The sequence below is a fragment of the Peribacillus sp. YIM B13472 genome (genome assembly GCF_042788005.1).
GTDB lineage: Bacteria > Bacillota > Bacilli > Bacillales > DSM-1321 > Peribacillus > Peribacillus simplex_E.
Map to the genome: position 1 here is coordinate 157915 of NZ_JBHZPG010000004.1, position 19202 is coordinate 177116.

The 19202-nt window shown below is 38.6% G+C and carries 15 protein-coding genes and 4 pseudogenes; 5 read left to right on the forward strand and 14 right to left on the reverse strand.

The genetic code is table 11. The annotated features are described in order from the left end of the window. Positions 1–239 precede the first annotated feature (239 nt). From ACFX4I_RS05180 to ACFX4I_RS05195, 4 genes are all read right to left on the reverse strand, one after another. On the reverse strand, positions 240–488 hold the full coding sequence (locus tag ACFX4I_RS05180) for a ferredoxin (RefSeq protein ID WP_230302475.1): 249 nt from the start codon (positions 486–488) through the stop codon (positions 240–242). A gap of 74 nt (positions 489–562) precedes the next feature. Further along, positions 563–1357 carry an alpha/beta fold hydrolase gene (locus ACFX4I_RS05185; protein WP_377419487.1) on the reverse strand — a complete coding sequence of 265 codons (795 nt, stop codon included), beginning with the start codon at positions 1355–1357 and terminating at the stop codon, positions 563–565. A gap of 245 nt (positions 1358–1602) precedes the next feature. After that, positions 1603–2391 (reverse strand): SDR family NAD(P)-dependent oxidoreductase, encoded by a 789-nt coding sequence (locus ACFX4I_RS05190; protein WP_377419489.1) that lies wholly within the window; start codon positions 2389–2391, stop codon positions 1603–1605. Positions 2392–2753: 362 nt separating this feature from the next. Beyond that, a complete protein-coding gene (locus tag ACFX4I_RS05195) occupies positions 2754–4034 on the reverse strand; it encodes an MFS transporter (protein ID WP_230302472.1) in 1281 nt (426 codons plus the stop codon). A 705-nt stretch (positions 4035–4739) separates the two neighbouring features. On the opposite strand from ACFX4I_RS05195, the gene ACFX4I_RS05200 reads away from it, so the two are divergent. After that, positions 4740–5762: an NAD(P)H-dependent amine dehydrogenase family protein gene (locus ACFX4I_RS05200; protein ID WP_230302471.1), complete on the forward strand. Its 1023-nt coding sequence runs from the start codon at positions 4740–4742 to the stop codon at positions 5760–5762. Positions 5763–5880: 118 nt separating this feature from the next. On the opposite strand, the pseudogene ltrA reads toward ACFX4I_RS05200, so the two are convergent. Both ltrA and ACFX4I_RS05210 read right to left on the reverse strand, forming a co-directional pair. Further along, positions 5881–7141: pseudogene (gene ltrA, locus ACFX4I_RS05205) on the reverse strand (group II intron reverse transcriptase/maturase); the annotation flags it as partial. Positions 7142–7779: 638 nt separating this feature from the next. Then, on the reverse strand, positions 7780–8034 hold the full coding sequence (locus tag ACFX4I_RS05210) for a hypothetical protein (RefSeq protein ID WP_377419491.1): 255 nt from the start codon (positions 8032–8034) through the stop codon (positions 7780–7782). 319 nt (positions 8035–8353) lie between these two features. On the opposite strand from ACFX4I_RS05210, the gene ACFX4I_RS05215 reads away from it, so the two are divergent. After that, complete coding sequence (locus ACFX4I_RS05215) at positions 8354–8548, forward strand: IDEAL domain-containing protein (protein ID WP_230302468.1); 195 nt, start codon at positions 8354–8356, stop codon at positions 8546–8548. A gap of 162 nt (positions 8549–8710) precedes the next feature. Here ACFX4I_RS05215 and ACFX4I_RS05220 read toward each other — a convergent pair whose 3' ends face one another. Both ACFX4I_RS05220 and ACFX4I_RS05225 read right to left on the reverse strand, forming a co-directional pair. Next, positions 8711–9130, reverse strand: a complete 420-nt coding sequence (locus tag ACFX4I_RS05220) for a hypothetical protein (RefSeq protein WP_377419493.1) — start codon at positions 9128–9130, stop codon at positions 8711–8713. Beyond that, a complete protein-coding gene (locus ACFX4I_RS05225; protein ID WP_377419495.1) occupies positions 9117–10619 on the reverse strand; it encodes an FTR1 family iron permease in 1503 nt (500 codons plus the stop codon). Before ACFX4I_RS05225 ends, ACFX4I_RS05220 begins: the two co-directional genes overlap by 14 nt. 390 nt (positions 10620–11009) lie before the next feature. Here ACFX4I_RS05225 and brnQ point away from each other — a divergent pair. From brnQ to ACFX4I_RS05240, 3 genes and pseudogenes are all read left to right on the forward strand, one after another. Beyond that, positions 11010–12158: pseudogene (brnQ, locus tag ACFX4I_RS05230) on the forward strand (branched-chain amino acid transport system II carrier protein); the annotation flags it as partial. Between the two features lie 112 nt (positions 12159–12270). Beyond that, positions 12271–12528 carry a hypothetical protein gene (locus tag ACFX4I_RS05235; RefSeq protein ID WP_377419497.1) on the forward strand — a complete coding sequence of 86 codons (258 nt, stop codon included), beginning with the start codon at positions 12271–12273 and terminating at the stop codon, positions 12526–12528. Between the two features lie 194 nt (positions 12529–12722). After that, positions 12723–13177, forward strand: a pseudogene (locus tag ACFX4I_RS05240) (transposase); the annotation flags it as partial. Positions 13178–13868: 691 nt separating this feature from the next. On the opposite strand, the pseudogene ACFX4I_RS26390 reads toward ACFX4I_RS05240, so the two are convergent. From ACFX4I_RS26390 to ACFX4I_RS05265, 6 genes and pseudogenes are all read right to left on the reverse strand, one after another. After that, positions 13869–14002 (reverse strand): annotated as a pseudogene (locus ACFX4I_RS26390) (DUF4279 domain-containing protein); the annotation flags it as partial. Positions 14003–14576: 574 nt separating this feature from the next. Continuing rightward, entirely contained in the window at positions 14577–15359 is a 783-nt protein-coding gene (locus tag ACFX4I_RS05245; RefSeq protein ID WP_377419499.1) for an IclR family transcriptional regulator, read from the reverse strand. Positions 15360–15527: 168 nt separating this feature from the next. Further along, complete coding sequence (locus ACFX4I_RS05250) at positions 15528–17255, reverse strand: sensor histidine kinase (RefSeq protein ID WP_377419501.1); 1728 nt, start codon at positions 17253–17255, stop codon at positions 15528–15530. Between the two features lie 23 nt (positions 17256–17278). Further along, on the reverse strand, positions 17279–17740 hold the full coding sequence (locus ACFX4I_RS05255) for a GAF domain-containing protein (protein WP_377419503.1): 462 nt from the start codon (positions 17738–17740) through the stop codon (positions 17279–17281). Next, positions 17730–18383, reverse strand: coding sequence for a response regulator transcription factor (locus ACFX4I_RS05260; RefSeq protein ID WP_283932937.1), 654 nt, complete (start codon positions 18381–18383; stop codon positions 17730–17732). Before ACFX4I_RS05260 ends, ACFX4I_RS05255 begins: the two co-directional genes overlap by 11 nt. Positions 18384–18481: 98 nt before the next feature. Beyond that, positions 18482–19132, reverse strand: a complete 651-nt coding sequence (locus ACFX4I_RS05265) for a sensor histidine kinase (protein WP_377419505.1) — start codon at positions 19130–19132, stop codon at positions 18482–18484. Positions 19133–19202: the final 70 nt, after the last annotated feature.

The window sequence follows — 19202 nt, forward strand, 5'->3', positions numbered from 1 at the left end:
ATCACTCCTTGTTTTTCTAGGTTGGTTGTTCATACTGAACGTGATTTACAGGTTGTAAGGGATTGACTTGTAATGTTTCTACAAGTAGTTCTTCCTTTTCCCCCTTCTAATAATGATGGATTAGATCGGTTAAATATCCACCCTTTCAAAAGACAAACTAGTGACGTCGATTTCCCTAGTTTTAAAATCTATAAATCTATAATCAGTACAAACGCCCTCATTGATTATATCTATAAATATTATTCAAATTTATTAGGGTTACCATCAAAGGATACTTGAGCCACTTTTATAGAATCGGTTGGACATCCTTCTGAAGCATCTATCATATCTTCCTCGAGTTCTTCAGGTATAATCGCTGCCCCAACATTATTATCCAATATAACAAACGCAATACCTTCTTCATCGTAATCAAAAATATCCGGAGCTGAAGCACCACAAGCTCCGCAAGCAATACAAGTTTCTTTATCCACGATTGTATAATTAGCCATTTTTACTATCCATTCCTCTCTATAATCTAAGCCCTGTTTTTTACTAAGGCATTTATAGAAGCCTTAAGCACACCTTACTCAATATCGTTCAAAAATTCCAAAATGCTTGAATTAAACTTTTCAGGATTTTCCTGGTAACACAGATGACCGCCTTCTGGAATTATCACTAGTTGGGAGTTTATTAACTCTTCATGAATTGCTTCCGACTCCTTTATAGGAGTTACAGTATCCAACTCACCACAAATTACAAGAACAGGAACATCTATATGAGATAACGATTTCATTTGATTTAGATGATAAAGTGAATATGCTACCGAACGATATCCTGCTGGTCTTATCTGTGTCATAATCTCTTTTACTCGTGTATGGACTTTTTCTGAAGCATGGGGGGATAGCAGTGCTTGTATCCTCTTTTCCGCTATCTCCTCAGTAGAAAGGTTTTCAATTGAAAATAATCGATTTTTCAATTTCGTCTCGTTCTCTTCTGGGGATAGAGCAGCAGCCCCTCTTGTCGAATCGGCTAATATTAGTTTATTAATCTTATCAGGGTACAGGCTACAGTATTCTATCGCAATTGCCGCTCCCATTGAATGGCCGAGCAGATGGATTTTTTCCAAATTTAGCTGATCCATCATGCCGTTCAGAATACGTGCAAACTCTTTAAAATTTCTAAATTCTCCTGCTGGATCTGAACTTTTCCCATAACCCGGAGCATCCCATGCAATTACTGTAAAATGCTCCTTTAATTCCTGGATTTGTTCCTTCCATGACTGTGAATTATTGCTCATACCATGTAATAATACTAAAGGTTCTCCATTACCTTCTATTTCATAATGTATACTTAAATCTTCTACTTTTACGTATGGCATAATATCGGTCCCCCTTATTTTTTTGGGCATAACTTTGAACACTACAGTTTAGGAAAGCTGTAATAACTTGAAATATATTTTCTTAAAATAGCAATTGATTTACTAAATTAATATTTCGCATGGAAATAGCTTTCGTTTTGATCTGATAAAGAAAGTGCTTCCTTTTTCTTGAAGATAAGCAGGAAAATCGACTTCCGTTCCCGTCTTACAACTTAACTAAAACAGTACTCAAAAACTGTGCCAGCTTAGCCAAGTCCTCGCACTGACAATCCGCCGTCGCTGGAAATGATTTCACCGGTGATCGCGCGTGATTCGTCAGAAGCTAACAGTACATACGCCGCAACGTGATCTTCCGGCATCTGAGCAAGTTGAAGAATATTCCGTTTCTTAATGCTGCTTGCTTTCGTATCATTATCGACGATTGTCACAAATGGACGCAGCGGTGGTATCACCGTGAGTGCTGTCAATGTCCCCCCGGGGGCTACTGCATTTACCCGGATGGAAGGAGATAGTTCGAACGCAAGCTGGCGCATCAATCCAATTTGGGCGTGTTTGCTCGCTGTGTACCAAACACCGCCGCCATCTGGATAAAAACTTGCACCGGACACGGTAAAAATAATATTGCCATTTGTTTTTTTCAGTTCTTCAAGAGCGGCTTTAGCCCCGAAAAAAGAGCCTTTTACGTTAATATTGAGAAGAAAATCATACGCTTCCGAAAGCGCCTCAGGAGTCACATCGGCAAATTTGGCAAATCCATCGAACACGCCGGCATTCGCAACGAAAACATCTAACTTTCCGAATTGCTCAACAGTAGCTTGGACCGCTTGCTCATTGTCCTCGTATTTGCTTACATCTCCCTGATAAGTAAGGATATTTTCACCAAATTCTTCTTTCATTTTCGCTAACGTGTCTATAGAACGGCCGATAATGCTCACTTTTGCTCCTTCTTGTATAAAACGGCGTGTGACAGCTTCTCCTATTCCAGAAGCTCCCCCTGTAATCAATACGACTTTATCTTTTAAGGCCATGTCCATTGTCTCCACCCCTTCTGTTATCTTTCAACCGTAATGAACGGTTATCCAAAGATCCATTCAAATATACGGTCTTGTAAGCGAGCACGTAATTTTTCATAATGATCACATCTCGTTTTGTATACAAAACAATGTTTTTATATATAAACAATTCTAAAATGTAATCGCTTTATTGTCAATGTTGAAAAACTGAAGCCATCGTACGGGAAAACGTTACTTGTTCTCTATCAATCTGTGGTTATGCTTACTCCTATGTACTCGTCAATGAGTATTCATGATTTCATTGTGGTTTCTCAGTAAGAATCTAGCGCCCCTTCTAACTGAGAAACCCTTCTAAAAAACGTATTATATTAACTTTTTGCTCTCTATAAAGTTAGTTTGTTTCCTGTCGTATTACTTAGGTGATATTCGGCTACTTCTTGTTTATTCATAAACAAGTACGCCACAAACCCGAGAGTGGCTGCTACGATCAGCATGGCAATCGAGGGACCAAAATCACCGCCGGACAAATCGCGGCTCCACCCCATAATATAGCTTGAAAATCCCCCCATAATATTTGTGAATCCCATTAAACCGGCTGCGCGGCCCGCTGTTTCAGGTGCTGAAAATTTGATGATGAAGAAATTGGTTAGATGAAACATTCCACCCTGAGTTCCCATTGCGAGCCCCATGGAAACGCCGGCAAAAATAGGATTTGGTGCAATGACAGCGATTGTCAAAAATACAGCTGTTAGTATGAACAGAATCGTCGCAAGCAAACTCGGGCGCTTCGTTTTGTCCGCCAGAAATCCGCCAGCCAGGACAAATCCAAGCGCGAATAGCCACGATAATGAAGTAATACCAGTCATTGCTTCCCTTTCAAAGCCTTTGGCCTCAACGAGATATGTAGGCAGCCAAATACTGATTCCAAAGAAAAGAAAGGACGACATCAAATTGCCGAACCAAACAATCCAATATCGATAATTTTTTGCGAAGAATTGCTTCGACTGAACATCATCCGCTTCGTCTTTTTGGCGAATATAGGAGACTTCTTCTTTACTCATGCGTGGATGCTCTTCTGGCGTATTACGAGTCAAGAACAGGAACATTGGAATATTTATAAACAAGTTAAAGGCGGCGAGAGCAAAGAACGCGGCCTGCCAATGAAACGTTGAAATAATTAGAATGAGCATAACGGTACCCACTGCCGGGCCAAGATAGTTTCCAGTAATCCAGAATGACTGTGCCCTTCCAAGCTCTCGTTTATTAAACCAATTCGAAATGAATTTACCCGATATCGGGATCATCATGCCTTCCCCAATTCCGAGGATGACTCTACTAATTAAAAACATTTCGTATGAAGTGGACAGCCCTCCCATGACCATTGTCGCTGTCCATACCAGTAAACCTAAAACTGCTGTTTTCCGTGCACCTAACTTGTCGATAATAACTCCCCAAAAAATGTTGGAACAGGAGTATGAAATCATGAATATAAAGGAGATCAAGCCAATTTTTGCATTTTTATCCGGGCCAGTTAAACCAAGATCACTTAAAAATCCCGGATCGGTTTGGATAACAGAGATACCTACTTTATCAATCTGGCCGAAAAACCAGAAGAAAAAAATAGGAATCGCAATGTACAACCATCTTTTTTGACCTTGTAACATGTTATTTCCCCCTTATAATAGGCTCATTTGAATGCGCTTTCATGATTTTCAATAAAGAAAATGACTATCATTCTATCAAACTTCACCAACTCCCTCTTTCAAAAATAGCAGCAACTCTTGTTTCACATAAAAAACAATGTTACCGATATTTAATGTTATATTGAATTTTCATAATAGTCAATAATATTCAGATTAATATTTTCCCACAGAAAAAGCAGTTTTATATACAAAACTAAATGAGGTGTTGTTTCGATGAAAACAACCCGAAACAACACCTTAACCATGTATCACATAAAACCGGATAACGTTTCTGCAAATTCGCGGGCCTTAGGTAATGCAACTCAATAATTTTTTTTGAAACTTCATTAACCGAAGCGAGAAAATGTCCATCATGCCCAAAATCCGGGGATGTTGCGGACTGAAGATCTACTTAGTCTAGGGTCCGTTCAAGTAAAAGGTTTTAACCTGGAACAGTATGGCGGTTTCTCCAAAAGAGTAAAGCATATGATTCGTCAACCGCAATTCCACAACCCCTGTGATGGGTAACCTCAAAGTTGAAGTATGATTCTCCACTATATCCCCTCATTCATTGCCGTATTTCCTTTTATAACGATTCTTTATAAATATATAAAAATTAACTATTTTTATTATTTATCACTCAATGTTAACATTTTGTTATAAGTTATTTGAAAGGATGAGAGATAAATGACTATGCAATTTTCTGAATTCGCAGTATTCGGGCTGGGTCCCATCGGAATTGAAATTCTACGCAGTGCTTATCAAACGAATCCTCAATCGATTATCGGTGTTGTCGATATTGATCCCGATAAGGCAGGAAAGGATATTGGCTTACTAATCCATGAAAAGGAAACGAACAAGTATGTAGTCTCCCATATACAGGAAGTAAATACTGAAGCAGACCACCCTATCGCCCTACATGCAACCGGTTCTAACGCACAACAAGTATGGCCCCAAATCAAAGAGCTTCTAGATCACGGCTTTTCAGTGGTTTCCACCTGTGAACAGCTTTCCTTCCCTTGGCATCGCTACCCTCTACTTTCAAAGGAAATAGATGATTATGCTAAAGCAAAAGGGCTTAGTGTCATTGGGACCGGAATCAATCCAGGTTACATCATGGATACTATGGCCATTTCTTTTACAACAGTATTGACTACGGTTAACCAAATCAAGGTCAATCGTAATGTTGATGTTTCGAAAAGGCGCCTCCCGTTACAAAAAAAGGTCGGAATCGGGATGACCAGAGATGAGTTTGAATTTTTAGCTGAACGGAATAAAATTGGGCATGTAGGTCTTGAGGAGTCTGTAAGGTTAATCGCTTATGGGCTGAATTGGGAACTTTCAAGCGTTATCAATACCATTGAACCAACAATCGCAAGAGAAAATATGACCGTTCCGCTAACTACTATAAAACCAGGGGATGTTAATGGGCTTCATCAAATCTCCACGGGCAAGACCGTGGACGGAAAGGAAATTTCCTTGGATTTAACGATGTCTGCAGGTATTAAACAAGAAGATGAAATCGTTATTGATGGGAACGAAACCCAAAGGTTGATTGTTCCCAACGGAATTTTTGGAGATACCGCAACCGCTGCGATGATTATCAATACTGCTAAGCAAATTGATGCCCTCCGTAAACCAGGTTTACTTACAATGGCTGACATCGGGGTGCCGAGAAATATAAATCAATCTGACTTTGTGCATATTTAATGGCTAACCAACAATCTTGCGTATAAGTCTTACTATATTAATCGAGTAGGAGGAGGCGCCTAGCCTCCGACCTCTCACACCACCGTACGTACCGTTCGGTATACGGCGGTTCAGTTTTAGTCTGACGTAGTTTTGTATATCGTTCATATAGATTTACTAACCCATGATGGAGCCAATAAATATTATTAAGGGTTTTGTCTAGAATAGGACTATGCGCTATGCGCCAATAACCCTTTCTGCTATTTCCCCATTCATATGCTTTTCCAAATGGGACGCCTAATCCTTTGAGTTTCCTCACCCTCGTTCTTGGCAATTTCCATTGCTTCCATAGGCACATCCTGAGTCTTCTTCGAATCCATGAATCTAAATTCTTCAATACGTTCGGAGTATCAATGAGGGCGAAATACCCCATCCAACCTTCTTAGGTATTGCTTTAACTTATTTATTCGGAGTTTCATGGGTATCGATAATTTTCTCGAGGTCATTTCCCTGATTCGTTTCTTTACTCTCTTCACCGTTTGTTTAGCCAGTAAGACCTTCGGGTTCTTCTTTGATTTCGTGAAACTAAAACCGAGAAACGTTCTGTTCCAAGGGCGATCATACTTCGACTTCTCGAAGTTGACCTTTAGCTTCAGTTTATTTTCAATGAAGCTTGAGATATTTCCCATTGCACGTTTGGCGGCTTTTCGTGTCTTCACAAAGATAGTACTGTCATCCGCATACCTTACTAATCGAAGATTGCGTTTCTCTAGTTCTTTATCTAAATCGTCTAACATGATATTAGATAATAAAGGACTTAACGGACCTCCTTGCGGAGTTCCCTCCTCACTTTTATGAAAAAGTCCCCCTATCATAATGCCTGCTTGAAGGAATTTACGAATCAGTTTTAGAACTCGTTTATCTTCAATTTTCCGCTCTAACATTCCCATGAGCTTGTCATGATTCACTTTATCGAAGAACTTCTCCAAGTCCATATCCACTACCCATGTATAACCTTCGGTTTTATAGGACTTTGCCTTTCGAACCGCCTGGTGCCCATGTTTGTTAGGGCGAAATCCATAGCTATTCTAAGAAAAGGTTGAGTCATATATCTTGGTCAATATTTGGGCAATGGCTTGTTGAATGAAACGGTCTAGAACGGTTGGAATACCCAATAGCCGAACTCCGCCGTTTGGTTTCGGGATTTCGATACGACGGACGGGCTACGGTTGATAGGTACCCTGTAAAAGGGCAGTTTTCATGTTGTACCATTCGGTTGCGAGGTGCGGTCTCAGGTTTTGAACCGGCATTCCATCTAAACCATGGCTTCCCTTATTTCTTTCTACACGCTTCAATGCCTGTATTAAGTTTTCCCTCTCTAGTATCTGTTCCATTAACATCGTTGATATCCTTTCCCTGCGTGGATAAATGGTCTATTTGTGCCTTTATCTGCTCCACCCTTTTGAAGTTCCCCGTGTATTCACCACTTCTTCCTTCAAATAAGTTCCGTTAGGAATTGTTTGCTTCTTCGCAGATAACGAACGCCTAGTATTCATCCTCCTTAATCTGTTCGGCCCTTCCTTATCTTCTCGAGTAGACAAGTACTATGACCTCTGCTGACTTCTGATGATTCAGCCGTCCATCACTGGACAGGTTACCAAGTGTACTTGGCTGTCATCAGACCTCCCCGGGTAAGAGTGCAATCTTTCCCTCCATCTATCTGCTTCATTTACTCTGTACCACCTTCGGCAGTAAGGACTTTGTTTTGTTTCGCAAACTCATCCAATGATACCTAGCCTTATATGAAGTTCGTGTTCCTCAGACCGGAGGTTTGCCGCTTGCTTCCTTCAGATTCCACGTCACCGTGGACACCCTTGCATTAAGCTAACCACTACTACTGCCTTCATGGTTCGGGACTTTCACCCTATAGATTGCACCCATGCCGGGCGCACGAAAGAGCTGCCTAAAGCACCGTTGTTTTATGTGAATCCATTCAAATCTGTTATATAATCAAAAAATTCTTCCATTTATTTTTCTTCTATTTAATTTTAAGTAAAAATACAACTTTATCATCACTTATCATTTTCTTCACTTCATTTTCGTTTTGTAAATAGTATGTCCTTATGGAGTTTCCATTGGATTCTTTATGTGCACCTAATAAATACGTTTCTCCTAATTTTAATTCTACTTTTTCTTCCCCTATGGCATAGTCCCATCCACTAAACACACCAACAGAATGTATTTTGTCTATTTTTGTGGGGTTGTTGTTGCATTGGGTGGTTAAAGAAAACATAAACGAGTATCATTAGTATTTATTATTTCAAATCCTAAATTTCCTTCCTCCACTTTGTTAGGGCTTAACCCATAGGATAGTTTATCTATCAGTTGAGGTTCTTGTTATCCATCTTTGTAACTTTCTATCGAAACATTTACCCAAGTTTTATCTGCATTAGTTAATTTGATCAAAATCATACAGTTCCCCTAAATTTAATTTAAAAGTATTCGTATGTTCAGAATTGGAATTAACTGAAATAGGGAACTACCAAGATAAATGTTTGAATAGTCAGAAAACTTGTGGTATAATAGAAAAAAGGTCAAGGAGTTGGTTTCCTATGGAAAAGAATTTGGTTAATACACCACAAGCTGAAGTAACCGTAAAGGATTCTGAATTTGCTGAAATGGTGTTAAACAAAGCCCTTCGTAATTTCCGAAAAGAACAAATCCGAAAAGAGATTGACCAGTCATTACAGGATCGAAACAAAGAAGAATTCATACGATTAACAGGGGAATTGAAAAATATTTCTTAAAATATTGTATTATATATCGAGATGATTTTGAAATGAACTTAACATAATCATTGATTATTTACAGTCAATAACTATGATTTCCCCCTACAAAAAAAGGATAGAGCCTATAGGCTTCTATCCTTTTTTATTCTATGGTTTAACTAATATAAAATGATTTACCTGTTATTTTATATTTTGAACGTCAGATAAAACACCATCTAACTCTTTTGCCGCTTTTGTAAGTGTTGGCGCATCAAGCGGGGAAGACGTTGCACCAGCTTCTATTGTGTGAAGGGGAGTTTCGACCTTACCATATAGATCCGGGCTTTTAGCTTTTACGTCATCTTCAAATGTTTGCCAAGATTCCTCAAGCTTCGCTCCACTTTCTTTTACTTTTGTAGTCTCCATGGCTTTTAGTTGTGAATTAAGGTCAGCAATCGTTTGTTTCATATCCTTCGCGCCATCACTAATGGAAACAGATTTTGGAGAGGACTGTTCTGTTTTCTTGGTTTCATCTGCTGTCTTTTCATTATTGTTTCCGCAAGCAGTTAAGCTTAATGCAGCTACTACGAGGATAGGGACTAGTAATTTACGAGATTTCAATTTTGTTACCTCCAGTTTGTACTTTTATTTTACTATCTTTTCTTTTATTTAAAAATGCTGTAATAACAGCGATAACAAGTAAAATCACCTGAGGGATAAAACTTTCCCAGGTTGAATATACACCGAAAAAGTCAATGCTAGGGATGGGTGCTTGAGTCGCGGGTAATAACCCGGCAAGCTGCAACCCATGAATCCCCATGCCAGCAAACTTAATGCATAGGTAGAGCATCAAAATGCTTGATACGAGAAAGAATGGACGCATTGGAATTTTCAAACCTACCTTGAGTATGAGGTATGAAACAATCACAAGGATGAGCAGTCCAATGGCAATCCCTAGTAAAAGCGATGCTAACTTAATGGAAGCAGCCATCCCGATAAAGAATAGGACAGTCTCTGTTCCTTCACGGAAAACAGCCAGGAACGAAAGAATAGCTAGGGAGAACAGGCTACCGGTATCAAGTGCTTTTGTGCTTTGTGTCCGAATATATCGTTGCCATTCAGCAAGACTTGATTTACTGTGAAGCCAATAACTCATATATAGAAGCATCACTGCTGCAAATATCCCTGTCCACCCGGATATTAAGAAATTGTTACTTCCGAATGTACCTGTAGAAAATAATAGGTTTACAATTACGCCAAGTACAAGGCTTACTCCAAGTCCGGCTCCAACTCCGTACCAGATCCATTTACTTTTCGCTTCATGGCCAGCTTTTCTCAAAAATCCAAGCAAAGCCACCACTACAAGCAATGCTTCCAATCCTTCTCGAAGAAGAATGGTGGTGGCATCCAGCATGGTATAGCTTGTCTTTGCTACCAGTGGATAGAGGTAATCACGCATACCTTCAATCGTTTTTTTTGCACCTGGGACATCAGGGTGATTGGAGGATAGCATGGCGTAGCTAGCAACCATATCCCTTTCTGCATTACCATATATCTTTGAGGACTGAGTAAGGACAATTCCCTCGACATTCAACCATGATTTTCGGAATTTCTCTATGTCCCCTCTTGCTCCTTCGATATCATTATCATTAATTTTCGAAAGAGACTGATTTAGCAGTGTCACAAGTTCTGCTACATTTCCAGTGGTACCTGAATTATTACCATTTTTAGATGAAGAAGAATACTTACCCTCTATAAACTTTTGGTTGGTCTCTTTTAATCTAATAAGTGCATTCTTTAATTTCTCATGATCCACAGGCTGCTGAGCAAAAGCGAACTGAGCTTGACCCATGTTATCTTCAATATCATGATAGGCTTGCTGAGAATGGTTTTTCACTCCATCTTCAATTGAAATCCAAGTAGATGTAAAGGTTTTGTATTGCTTAAAAGCTTCCTTTGTGTCCCCCTTATCCACAGATTGGATAGTGTCTACAATTATCTCATTTGCCTTTTTCAAATCATCGGATGCAGTAGCTGCAAAACTATTTATTGGTGTAATGAAAAAAGCTGTAAGTAAAATTAAAAAAGTCGTAACTAACTTGCTTTTCATAATGGCCCCCTATGGAATGAAAAGTATCTTGTTATGTAAAAATAATTTTTATAATCAGTAATGAAAATCATTATCAATTATTTATATAGAAAATATACGTTCTTTATTAATGAATGTCAATAAATATTTTGATATGAAGTATTGCTCTCGGAATTAAGTTTTTCTATTTATGAAGCAATTTATATTCTGAAATTGTTTGTCCAGTCCATTTTTTAAATGCACGGACAAAGGAATTAAAATCCGTAACCCATAGTCCGTACTCCACTTTTATCCCTCACAATCTGTTGTATACTTTTAAGAGGAAACAGTAGTGTTACAATATACCAGCAGTTATAAAATAGTATTTTAGTTAATAATTACACATCGCTAATAGGGGGGCTAAGTAGGGAATTCACAACCATTCTTTATTTAGCCATTGGTCCTTTATTTGCTTTGCCTAGATCAGGAAACGTTTCTTTTGAAATCGGTGTAAAACCTTTTTTGTCCGAAAATTCAGGACCTCTGCCTTTACTTATTTTTACAATCATCTTTTTTAGCATTACGTGCCTTTTTTCGATCAATCCCGCGAAAGTTGTCGGAATTGTCGGGAAAATATTAACACCAATCAAGATAACGTTCATTGGAATCCTAGTAGTAGTTGCTTTTAATCACCCCATCGGAGATTTTCAAGCACCTGTAAAGAATTATTCAGTTCAACCATTTTTTAATGGGTTTAGAGAAGGTTATTTAACAATGGATACGCTTGCATCTTTTGTTTTTGGCATCATCATCATTAATGCCATTAAAGGAAAAGGTGCTAAAACAAAAAAACAAATTATGGTTGTTTGTGCAAAAGCAACTGGTATTGCTGCCTTTTTCCTGGCAACCATGTATTCAGCTCTTGCTTATATGGGTGCTTCAAGTGTAGAAAAACTTGGGCACCTGGAAAATGGAGGCACTATCTTAGCAAAAGTCTCGGATTATTATTTTGGAGCTTATGGCGGGATATTATTAGGATTAATGATTACAGTAGCTTGTTTAACAACAAGCGTAGGGCTTGTTACATCTTGTTCTTCCTTCTTCCATAAACTATTTCCGAAGGTACCTTACAAAACAATTGCCATTAGTTTATCTATTTTTAGTGCAATAGTTGCCAATATTGGGCTAACACAGTTAATTGCTGTTTCTAGTCCTCTCTTAACAGCTATTTATCCATTAGCCATTGTATTAATTTTCTTGACATTTTTTCATTCTATATTTAAAGGGAAAGCTGAAGTGTATCAAGGAAGCTTACTTTTAACATTCATAATTAGTTTATTTGATGGATTAAATCGAGCTGGTATACACTTTTCATCCATTAATAATTTTTTTAACGAAATTCTTCCTATGTACGATGTCGGACTAGGGTGGATTATTCCAGCAATTATTGGAGGATTTATAGGATTTATAGGGTTTAGCAGTAGCATAATACGAGGGAAATTTGGTCTTAATCAACCAACTAGAATAGTTAAAAGAAAAAAATTTCTTAAATATGTCAACCGTTTTTTTTTTAATAGTTGACATTTTAATAGGAAGTTTTACAAGAGTGGACATTTACAAGGGAAGTAAAAAGTTGTATAGGGGACTTTAAGGTAACAGTCACGCCTTAAAGTGTCAAAAAGGAGTGGATTATTTGTCATTATTCAGCTTTTTTGACAAAGTATTAGTGTACACAGCTCTAACCAAGGCTGATTACTTCAAAGCTGTTGAAGCATTTGAAAGTAAAGGCTTAAAGTTTAAAGTTAAAACGAGATCTAACCATAGTTCTACTCCAGGACAGCATTTTAATGCAAGAGATTTCGAGACTCCGGCATTCTATGAATTTTATGTTAAGAATGACGATCAGCATAAAGCACAGCAAATAATCTCTGAATTTAGAAAAGCAAGATAAATAGTAAAGCCTGCTCTTGATTTAGCGGGCTTTACTTCTTTCTTTGTCCGTTCGTGTTCTTCCCTACTTCACCATCACTTTTTTCTTAGTGGGGTCCCGGCACATGCCCATCAAGCGAAGTTAAAATCACACCCTCAAAATGAAAAAACGCTATGCCTATTTTAAGAAGTTTACGAGAAAGTATGGCGTTTTTGATGAATCCTATCATTTCAAATGAATTGAATCTTTTCGCACAAGAGCTACAATACTTTTTATCTCCAGTAGTCCTACAAGATATCGCCAAACAAGTTGGCTTTGTACAGCGATCTAGTAAGTATCAAGGAAATGAACTCATTGCCCTTTGCGTGTGGCTCAGTCAAGAAATCGCTAGCACATCACTTACATTGTGCAGTCAGTTAGAAGCTTCCACTGGGGTACTGATGAGCTCAGAGGGACTGAATCAACGCTTTAATCCAGCAACTGTCGCATTTCTTCGAGAAGTCTTTACTTCTCTTCTCACACAAAAACTCTGTTCAAATCAATCGCTTTCTGCACACATTATCTCTACTTTCAATCGTATCCGTATTTTAGATGCGACAGTTTTTCAACTGCCTGATCATTTCGCCACTGACTATCAAGGTTCAGGTGGAGTAGTAATACGGCAGGCATTTCTCAGCATTAAAATTGAGAAATTGGGCTTTTTTCGTTATTCAACTAAACTCCCTCAAAAAACTAAAAACAATCTCACGATTGCTCTAGAATTCTTAGGATTTCATAGTCACATCATTAACCGTTCTCTATGTAAGCTCGACATTACTCCTTTAGGATAGGTATTAATCGATAAAAGTGTATCTAAACTAGCCAATCACAGGAAAAAATTGGTTAAAACAATGTTATGATCGCACTTTAGGATATCCACATGTCTCATGGAGGTCAACCCTCCCATGTCTCACAGAGTCGATGCTCCTACATTCCTTCGTTCAACCTTTCCATGAGGTGGATGTCGGTCATGCTGCCCCACAGGATCTAAGTCCTCACGTTAGTTGCTTTGCCGACTAATCCGTGCTTCACTTTTAAATGTGGGCCGTGTAACCTTAAAATTCAATGAACTATGCGACTGTTTGATGTGCTACAAATGTTGCCATATGAGGGATATCCTTTAACATCTTGTCTTCTTGAAACGTAAATTTTTCGCAAGCTCCCAATATGGAGAACTTCTTTTTAATGGGTACCCTTCTTTCCTAATGACTAGGTTAGTGAACTTCCGGTCTTATTATCGTTAACCAAAAAAGCACCGGAATGTCCGTTTCCCGAGGTAAAGCACCTTATAGGTTGAAAAAGAAGATCGAACAATAATTTTCTTAACTAAATATATATAAATCAAAGCGGATTTCCGCTTGAATGAGGCTGGCAAAATCATAATGTTTTTCTTTAAATACATTGAAGGCATTTCGTCATTTTCCACTAGAATTATAATCATAAAAAGAAACTCTAAACTATGTGAGGTAGCATATCCTTTTCTTTAGCCCTTTTCATTTATTGCACCATTAATTTACATCTGATTGTTATTACTTCTGAAAACCTTCAAAAATTCATCAATCCCCTTAACTTTTTCTTCCAGTTTCATTTTTATCACTTGAAGCAATAATTGAGAGAAGTTGTTGGAAAATACTTTTCAAAACCTTCGTATTCACATCATCAAGGTGGTCACTCTTCATATTTTTTGGTAAAGGAATATCTGTTGTGATTCTTAAAAACAATTGTCTCCAAGTTAATGGTTTTGTTATTTTTATTCCGTGTTGAAGAGCTTTTTATGAGCCATTTTCAGTCAGTTGATCTAATGCATATAGATAAGTATCAAAATTCTGAAACGAAATCTTTGTAGTTTCACCTGAATACATTCAATACACTCCTTTATACCCAATGAACCCTACAATCTTTTTGTCAGGGTTCTTTGGATTCGTCAATTTACTCTTAATCGAAATAACTACCATCGATAAAGATTATTGAGTTGGTTTCCGTATTTTTTGAAAGATTCCGGTTTTTTTGTCCGATTTCCAACATTTTTGTCATTTGCCGACTTTTTTGTTACTCAACAAATGTGCTTGAGAACCAAGTTTCACGGAAATCGCCTTGGCGGCTTTCGTTACTTTGTCAATCAATTCAGGCAAACGATCTTCCTGAAATCTTGCTTCAATCCCAGCAACACTAATACCAGCTACTATTTGACCTTTACCATCGAGTATCGGTGCACTCACCGCTTTTGTATAATCCTCAAGTTCTGATGAAGTTATTGTGTAACCATCCAATCTCGCTTCATCCAAAGCATGACGGAGTTTAGTTTTATCCGTTATCGTTCCAATGGCAATTGGTTTTAATTGAACACTTCCCAAATAATTTTCCCGCTCTTCTTCCGGCAAATACGCTAGGATGATTCGAGAATCCCCAGCGTACAATGGCGAACGTCTTCCAATGGATGTATAAAGGCGAACAGGATGCAGGGTGTCCACCTTTTCAATATACATCGCTTCATCCTTATCCCTCACAATTAAATTCACTGCTTCTTCAACATCATCCCGAAGGTCTTTCATGATGGGATAGGCGATAGACCTGATATCCAAACGCTCCCCTACCAGTTGGCCAAACTGCAGGAATATCAGTCCAAGTGAATAATGGCCATCATCGTCCTTTGTTAAAAACCCCATTTCCTCCAATGAACCCACCATACGGTGTAACGACGTTTTCGGCAAATTGGAAAGTTCCATCATTTCATTAAAAGTCAGTTTCGGATGATTTATGAAAAGGGTCAGGATTTGCATGGATTTCACGACGGTTTTGTTATGTGCCTGCATACAGTGTCTCCTTTCATGATACATGTTTTCCTTAACTACCATTCTATTATAAAACATGAAAGAAAGGATAGAATCATTTTAACATCCTGCAAGTTCATAGTAAGAGCATTAATGGGAATTTCTGAAGCTAGAGGATTAAGTTTGTTGATCATTACGAAAACCCATTCACTACAAAGGCATTTTCAATATTACTTTTGTCCCTTTCCCTTCACCAGAATGAAGGATAAGGCTTCCGCCGGAAGCTCTGGCTCTTTCCTCCATACTGAATAAGCCTACTCCACGGGTAACTTTTTCTATATCAAAGCCCTTTCCTTTATCTACTATTTCCACACGAACTTCTTCCTCTATTTCCCGGATCGTCACTGTAGCATCTTCGGTTTGAGCATATTTTCGAATATTTGTTAAAGCTTCTTGAATAATACGGTAAATGGTAATTTCTTTGTTTGTATTCAGACGGCAATTCAAATAGCAGTCAAGATGGACCTTGATATGATGATGCTCTGAAAATTGCACCAAGAAAGAGCGAATGGCAGGGAACAGACCAAGATCATCAAGTACCGATGGCCTTAATTCCCAGGATAGATGCCTGAGTGCTTCGATAATTTCGGTCGCTTCATCCTGCATCTGATCTAACAATGGATGCTCCATTTCTGTCTGCAGTCTGTTAATCGTGATGAGGTGGCTGTATAAGTTTTGTCCGATATCATCATGAAGCTCTCGGGATATGCGTTTTCTTTCTTCTTCCTGCACATCAATGATTTTCCCGGTCATTTTCTGAATCTCTTCTTCCGCAAGCTTACGCTGGGTCACTTCATAACGAATCGCTAAATATTGGTAAGGTTTATTGAACTCATCAAGAAATGGAACGATTGTTGTATCCACCCAATAATAAGTACTATCCTTGGTCTTATTTTTAATCTCGCCTTTCCATACTTCCCCTGCTGATATTGTTTTCCAAAGATTGTTGAAAAACTCTCTCGAATGAAATCCCGAGTTAATAATTCGATGATCCTGTCCAATCAGTTCTTCTTTTGAAAACTTTGAAATCCGGCAAAATTGATCATTTACATATTTGATCGTCCCTCTTTGATCCGTTATTGCCACAATTGAGGAAGAATCCAAAGCAAATTGAAAATCGGCCATTTTATTTACTGATTTTCCCAATTCCTCTAAAACCCGTTTATATTCGGTAATTTCCTTCCGGATTGCCAGGTATTTATAAGGGTTCCCGTTTTCATTTAAGAAAGGGACAATTGTGGTATCCACCCAGTAATAGGTTCCATCCTTCGCTTTGTTCTTAATTTCACCCCGCCATACATTTCCTGATGAAATTGTTCGCCAAAGGTCTTGCATAAATCCCCTTGAATGAAAACCTGAATTGATAATTCGGTGGTCTTTCCCAATTAGCTCTGCAGCAGAATATTTGGATACCTCACAAAATTTCTTATTCAAGTATATTATCTTGCCCTTTTCATCCGTAAATGCAACAATCGTTGATTCATCAAGTGCGTAAATTAAATCAACCAGCTCATTTACCGGATAGGATTGCTGCTGGTTAATCCGTGATTGGTCTTTCACTTTATGGACCGCGATTAAATAATAGAGCTCTTTCGCAAGCTGAAAGGAGTTCACCCTGAAAAAAAGCGAAAAAGCATGACCATCCCGGTGAATTCCAAACTGGTGGATAATTTCCCCTTCCCCACTTGACTGAAGGTTTGCCCCTGGTATAAGATTCAGGAGCTTTTCCCCATTCAATTCATGATGTTCATACCCAAAGTTTTCATATACTTGTTGATTCGCAAAAGAGATGACTCCTGATTCATTGACAAGGATTGTCGCATCGCTAGATCCAGGTGAAATCCCTTTTTTCATTTCCAAATGTTTATTCAAGTCCATACATAATCCTCCTTGTTGCCTTGTTAAATCGAGCTGTTCATTTCCTTTTCCAATTTTTTCGCTGCATCAAGGATCGTATGCTGGTCACTTTCAGAAATAGGCTGATCTGTTCGTTTCCCTACTAATAATACCCCTTTAGGAACACCTTTAAAATGAATGGGAACTGCGAATGCGCAATTGAGATTTTCCGCAAGCATGATGGGATACTCTAACGCTTTGCCGTGAATATTATTTGGAAAGCCCTCAATTTTCATCGGCCTCCCCGTTGATATGACCTTACCTGCTATTCCTTTTCCATATCGAACAGTTATCCTTTTGTATTTTTCATTTCTGTTTCCGGCGGCATAATGCCAGCTTATGTCAGGACCTTTACTTTTTTGTAAAGCAAGGCCTACAAAGTCACAGTTCAATTCTTCTAATGCATGTTCACACGCTTCTTTAAACGGTTGATCCTCTTTCGATTTACTGCCCCCGCTAAATTCCATACCCTAATAACCCCTTTTTTAAAGCGAATGCAACAAGTTCATGCCTTGTTTTCATCTTGAGCTTTTCCATTAGGTTTCCTTTATGGCTTTCAACCGTTTTCACGCTTATGACAAGCTGTCCGGCAATCTCTTTATTGGAAAACCCTTTCGCTATCAACGTCAGTACCTCTTTTTCCCGGTCTGACAACAGATTGAAAGAATCAGCGGCCCCCTGCTTCACACTGCCTAAGTATTCTTCCATTACTCTTTTTGTTGCAGAAGGATGAAGGTAAGCATTTCCGTTCGATAAAGATCGGATGGCTACCAATAATTCTTCATGTGGTGCACTTTTTAAAATACAGCCTGAAGCCCCCGCTTGAATAGTTCTGAACAAATATTCATCATCATCATGCATGGTAAGTATTAATATGGCTACTTCAGGCATTAGTTTTTTCAGTTCGGAAGTCGCCGATAAGCCATCTTTCCCATGTGGCATGCTTAAATCCATGACTACAACATCAGGCTGAAGCTCTAGTGCTCGTTGTATTCCTTCGTTCCCCTCTGAAGCTTCCCCTATGACGTCCATATCCGCATGATTGTTTAATAGCATCTTTAAGCCCATTCTTACGACGGCGTGATCATCGCAAAGCAAAATTTTTATCAAAGCTGCTCCCCCTTAGCTTTGTTCGTATTTGTATCGTTATTAATGAATATGAAACAACAATGGGGATTGCTTAATTCGCAAACCCCTTGTTTAGCATTTTAATATAATGGCAGAGAAATCTCTATAGAAGTCCCGTCATCTATTTTTGAAACAACGGTACAATTTCCGCCAATCAAATGCATTCTTTCACACATGGCAGCAAGCCCGCTCAACTTATTCATAGCGGCTTCAACCTCGAACCCTTTCCCTGAATCTTTAATCAAAATCAATAACCCGCTTTTTTCCCATTTAAATATCATACATGCCTTCGTTGTGTCAGCATACCTTGCTATATTCACCAATGCTTCTTGGCAGACCCTGAAAAGTGTAATGCTATCTCTATCAGAGATTTGCGATTCAATACCATGGTTCTCCATTTCAACCTCAAGGCCGTAGGTTGAAGTGTATAATTTTATGTAGCTTTTCATAGCTGAAATAAGCCCAAGTGTTGTAAGGGTGGGAGGATGCAATTCTACAGCCAAAAGCCTGATTTCTTGAATTGCCTTTTCCAATAACTGATTCATATCACCTGCATAACTTTTCATGGCAGGCTGTTCGATTGCCGTTTCAATGAGCTGCATGCCGGAAAAGAGACTGGAAAGGGACTGCCCCACACCTTCATGAAGCTCCATGGCAATTCTTTTAATCTCTTCTTCATGTGTTTGTATGATATAAGAACTGAGGTTGTTTTTGAGTGGCTGAGTATTCATTTCCACCCTCCTTCTTCGATTGTCGCTGATTATTGGCCATTCAAAATATGACATGCTCTCCCAATTACAC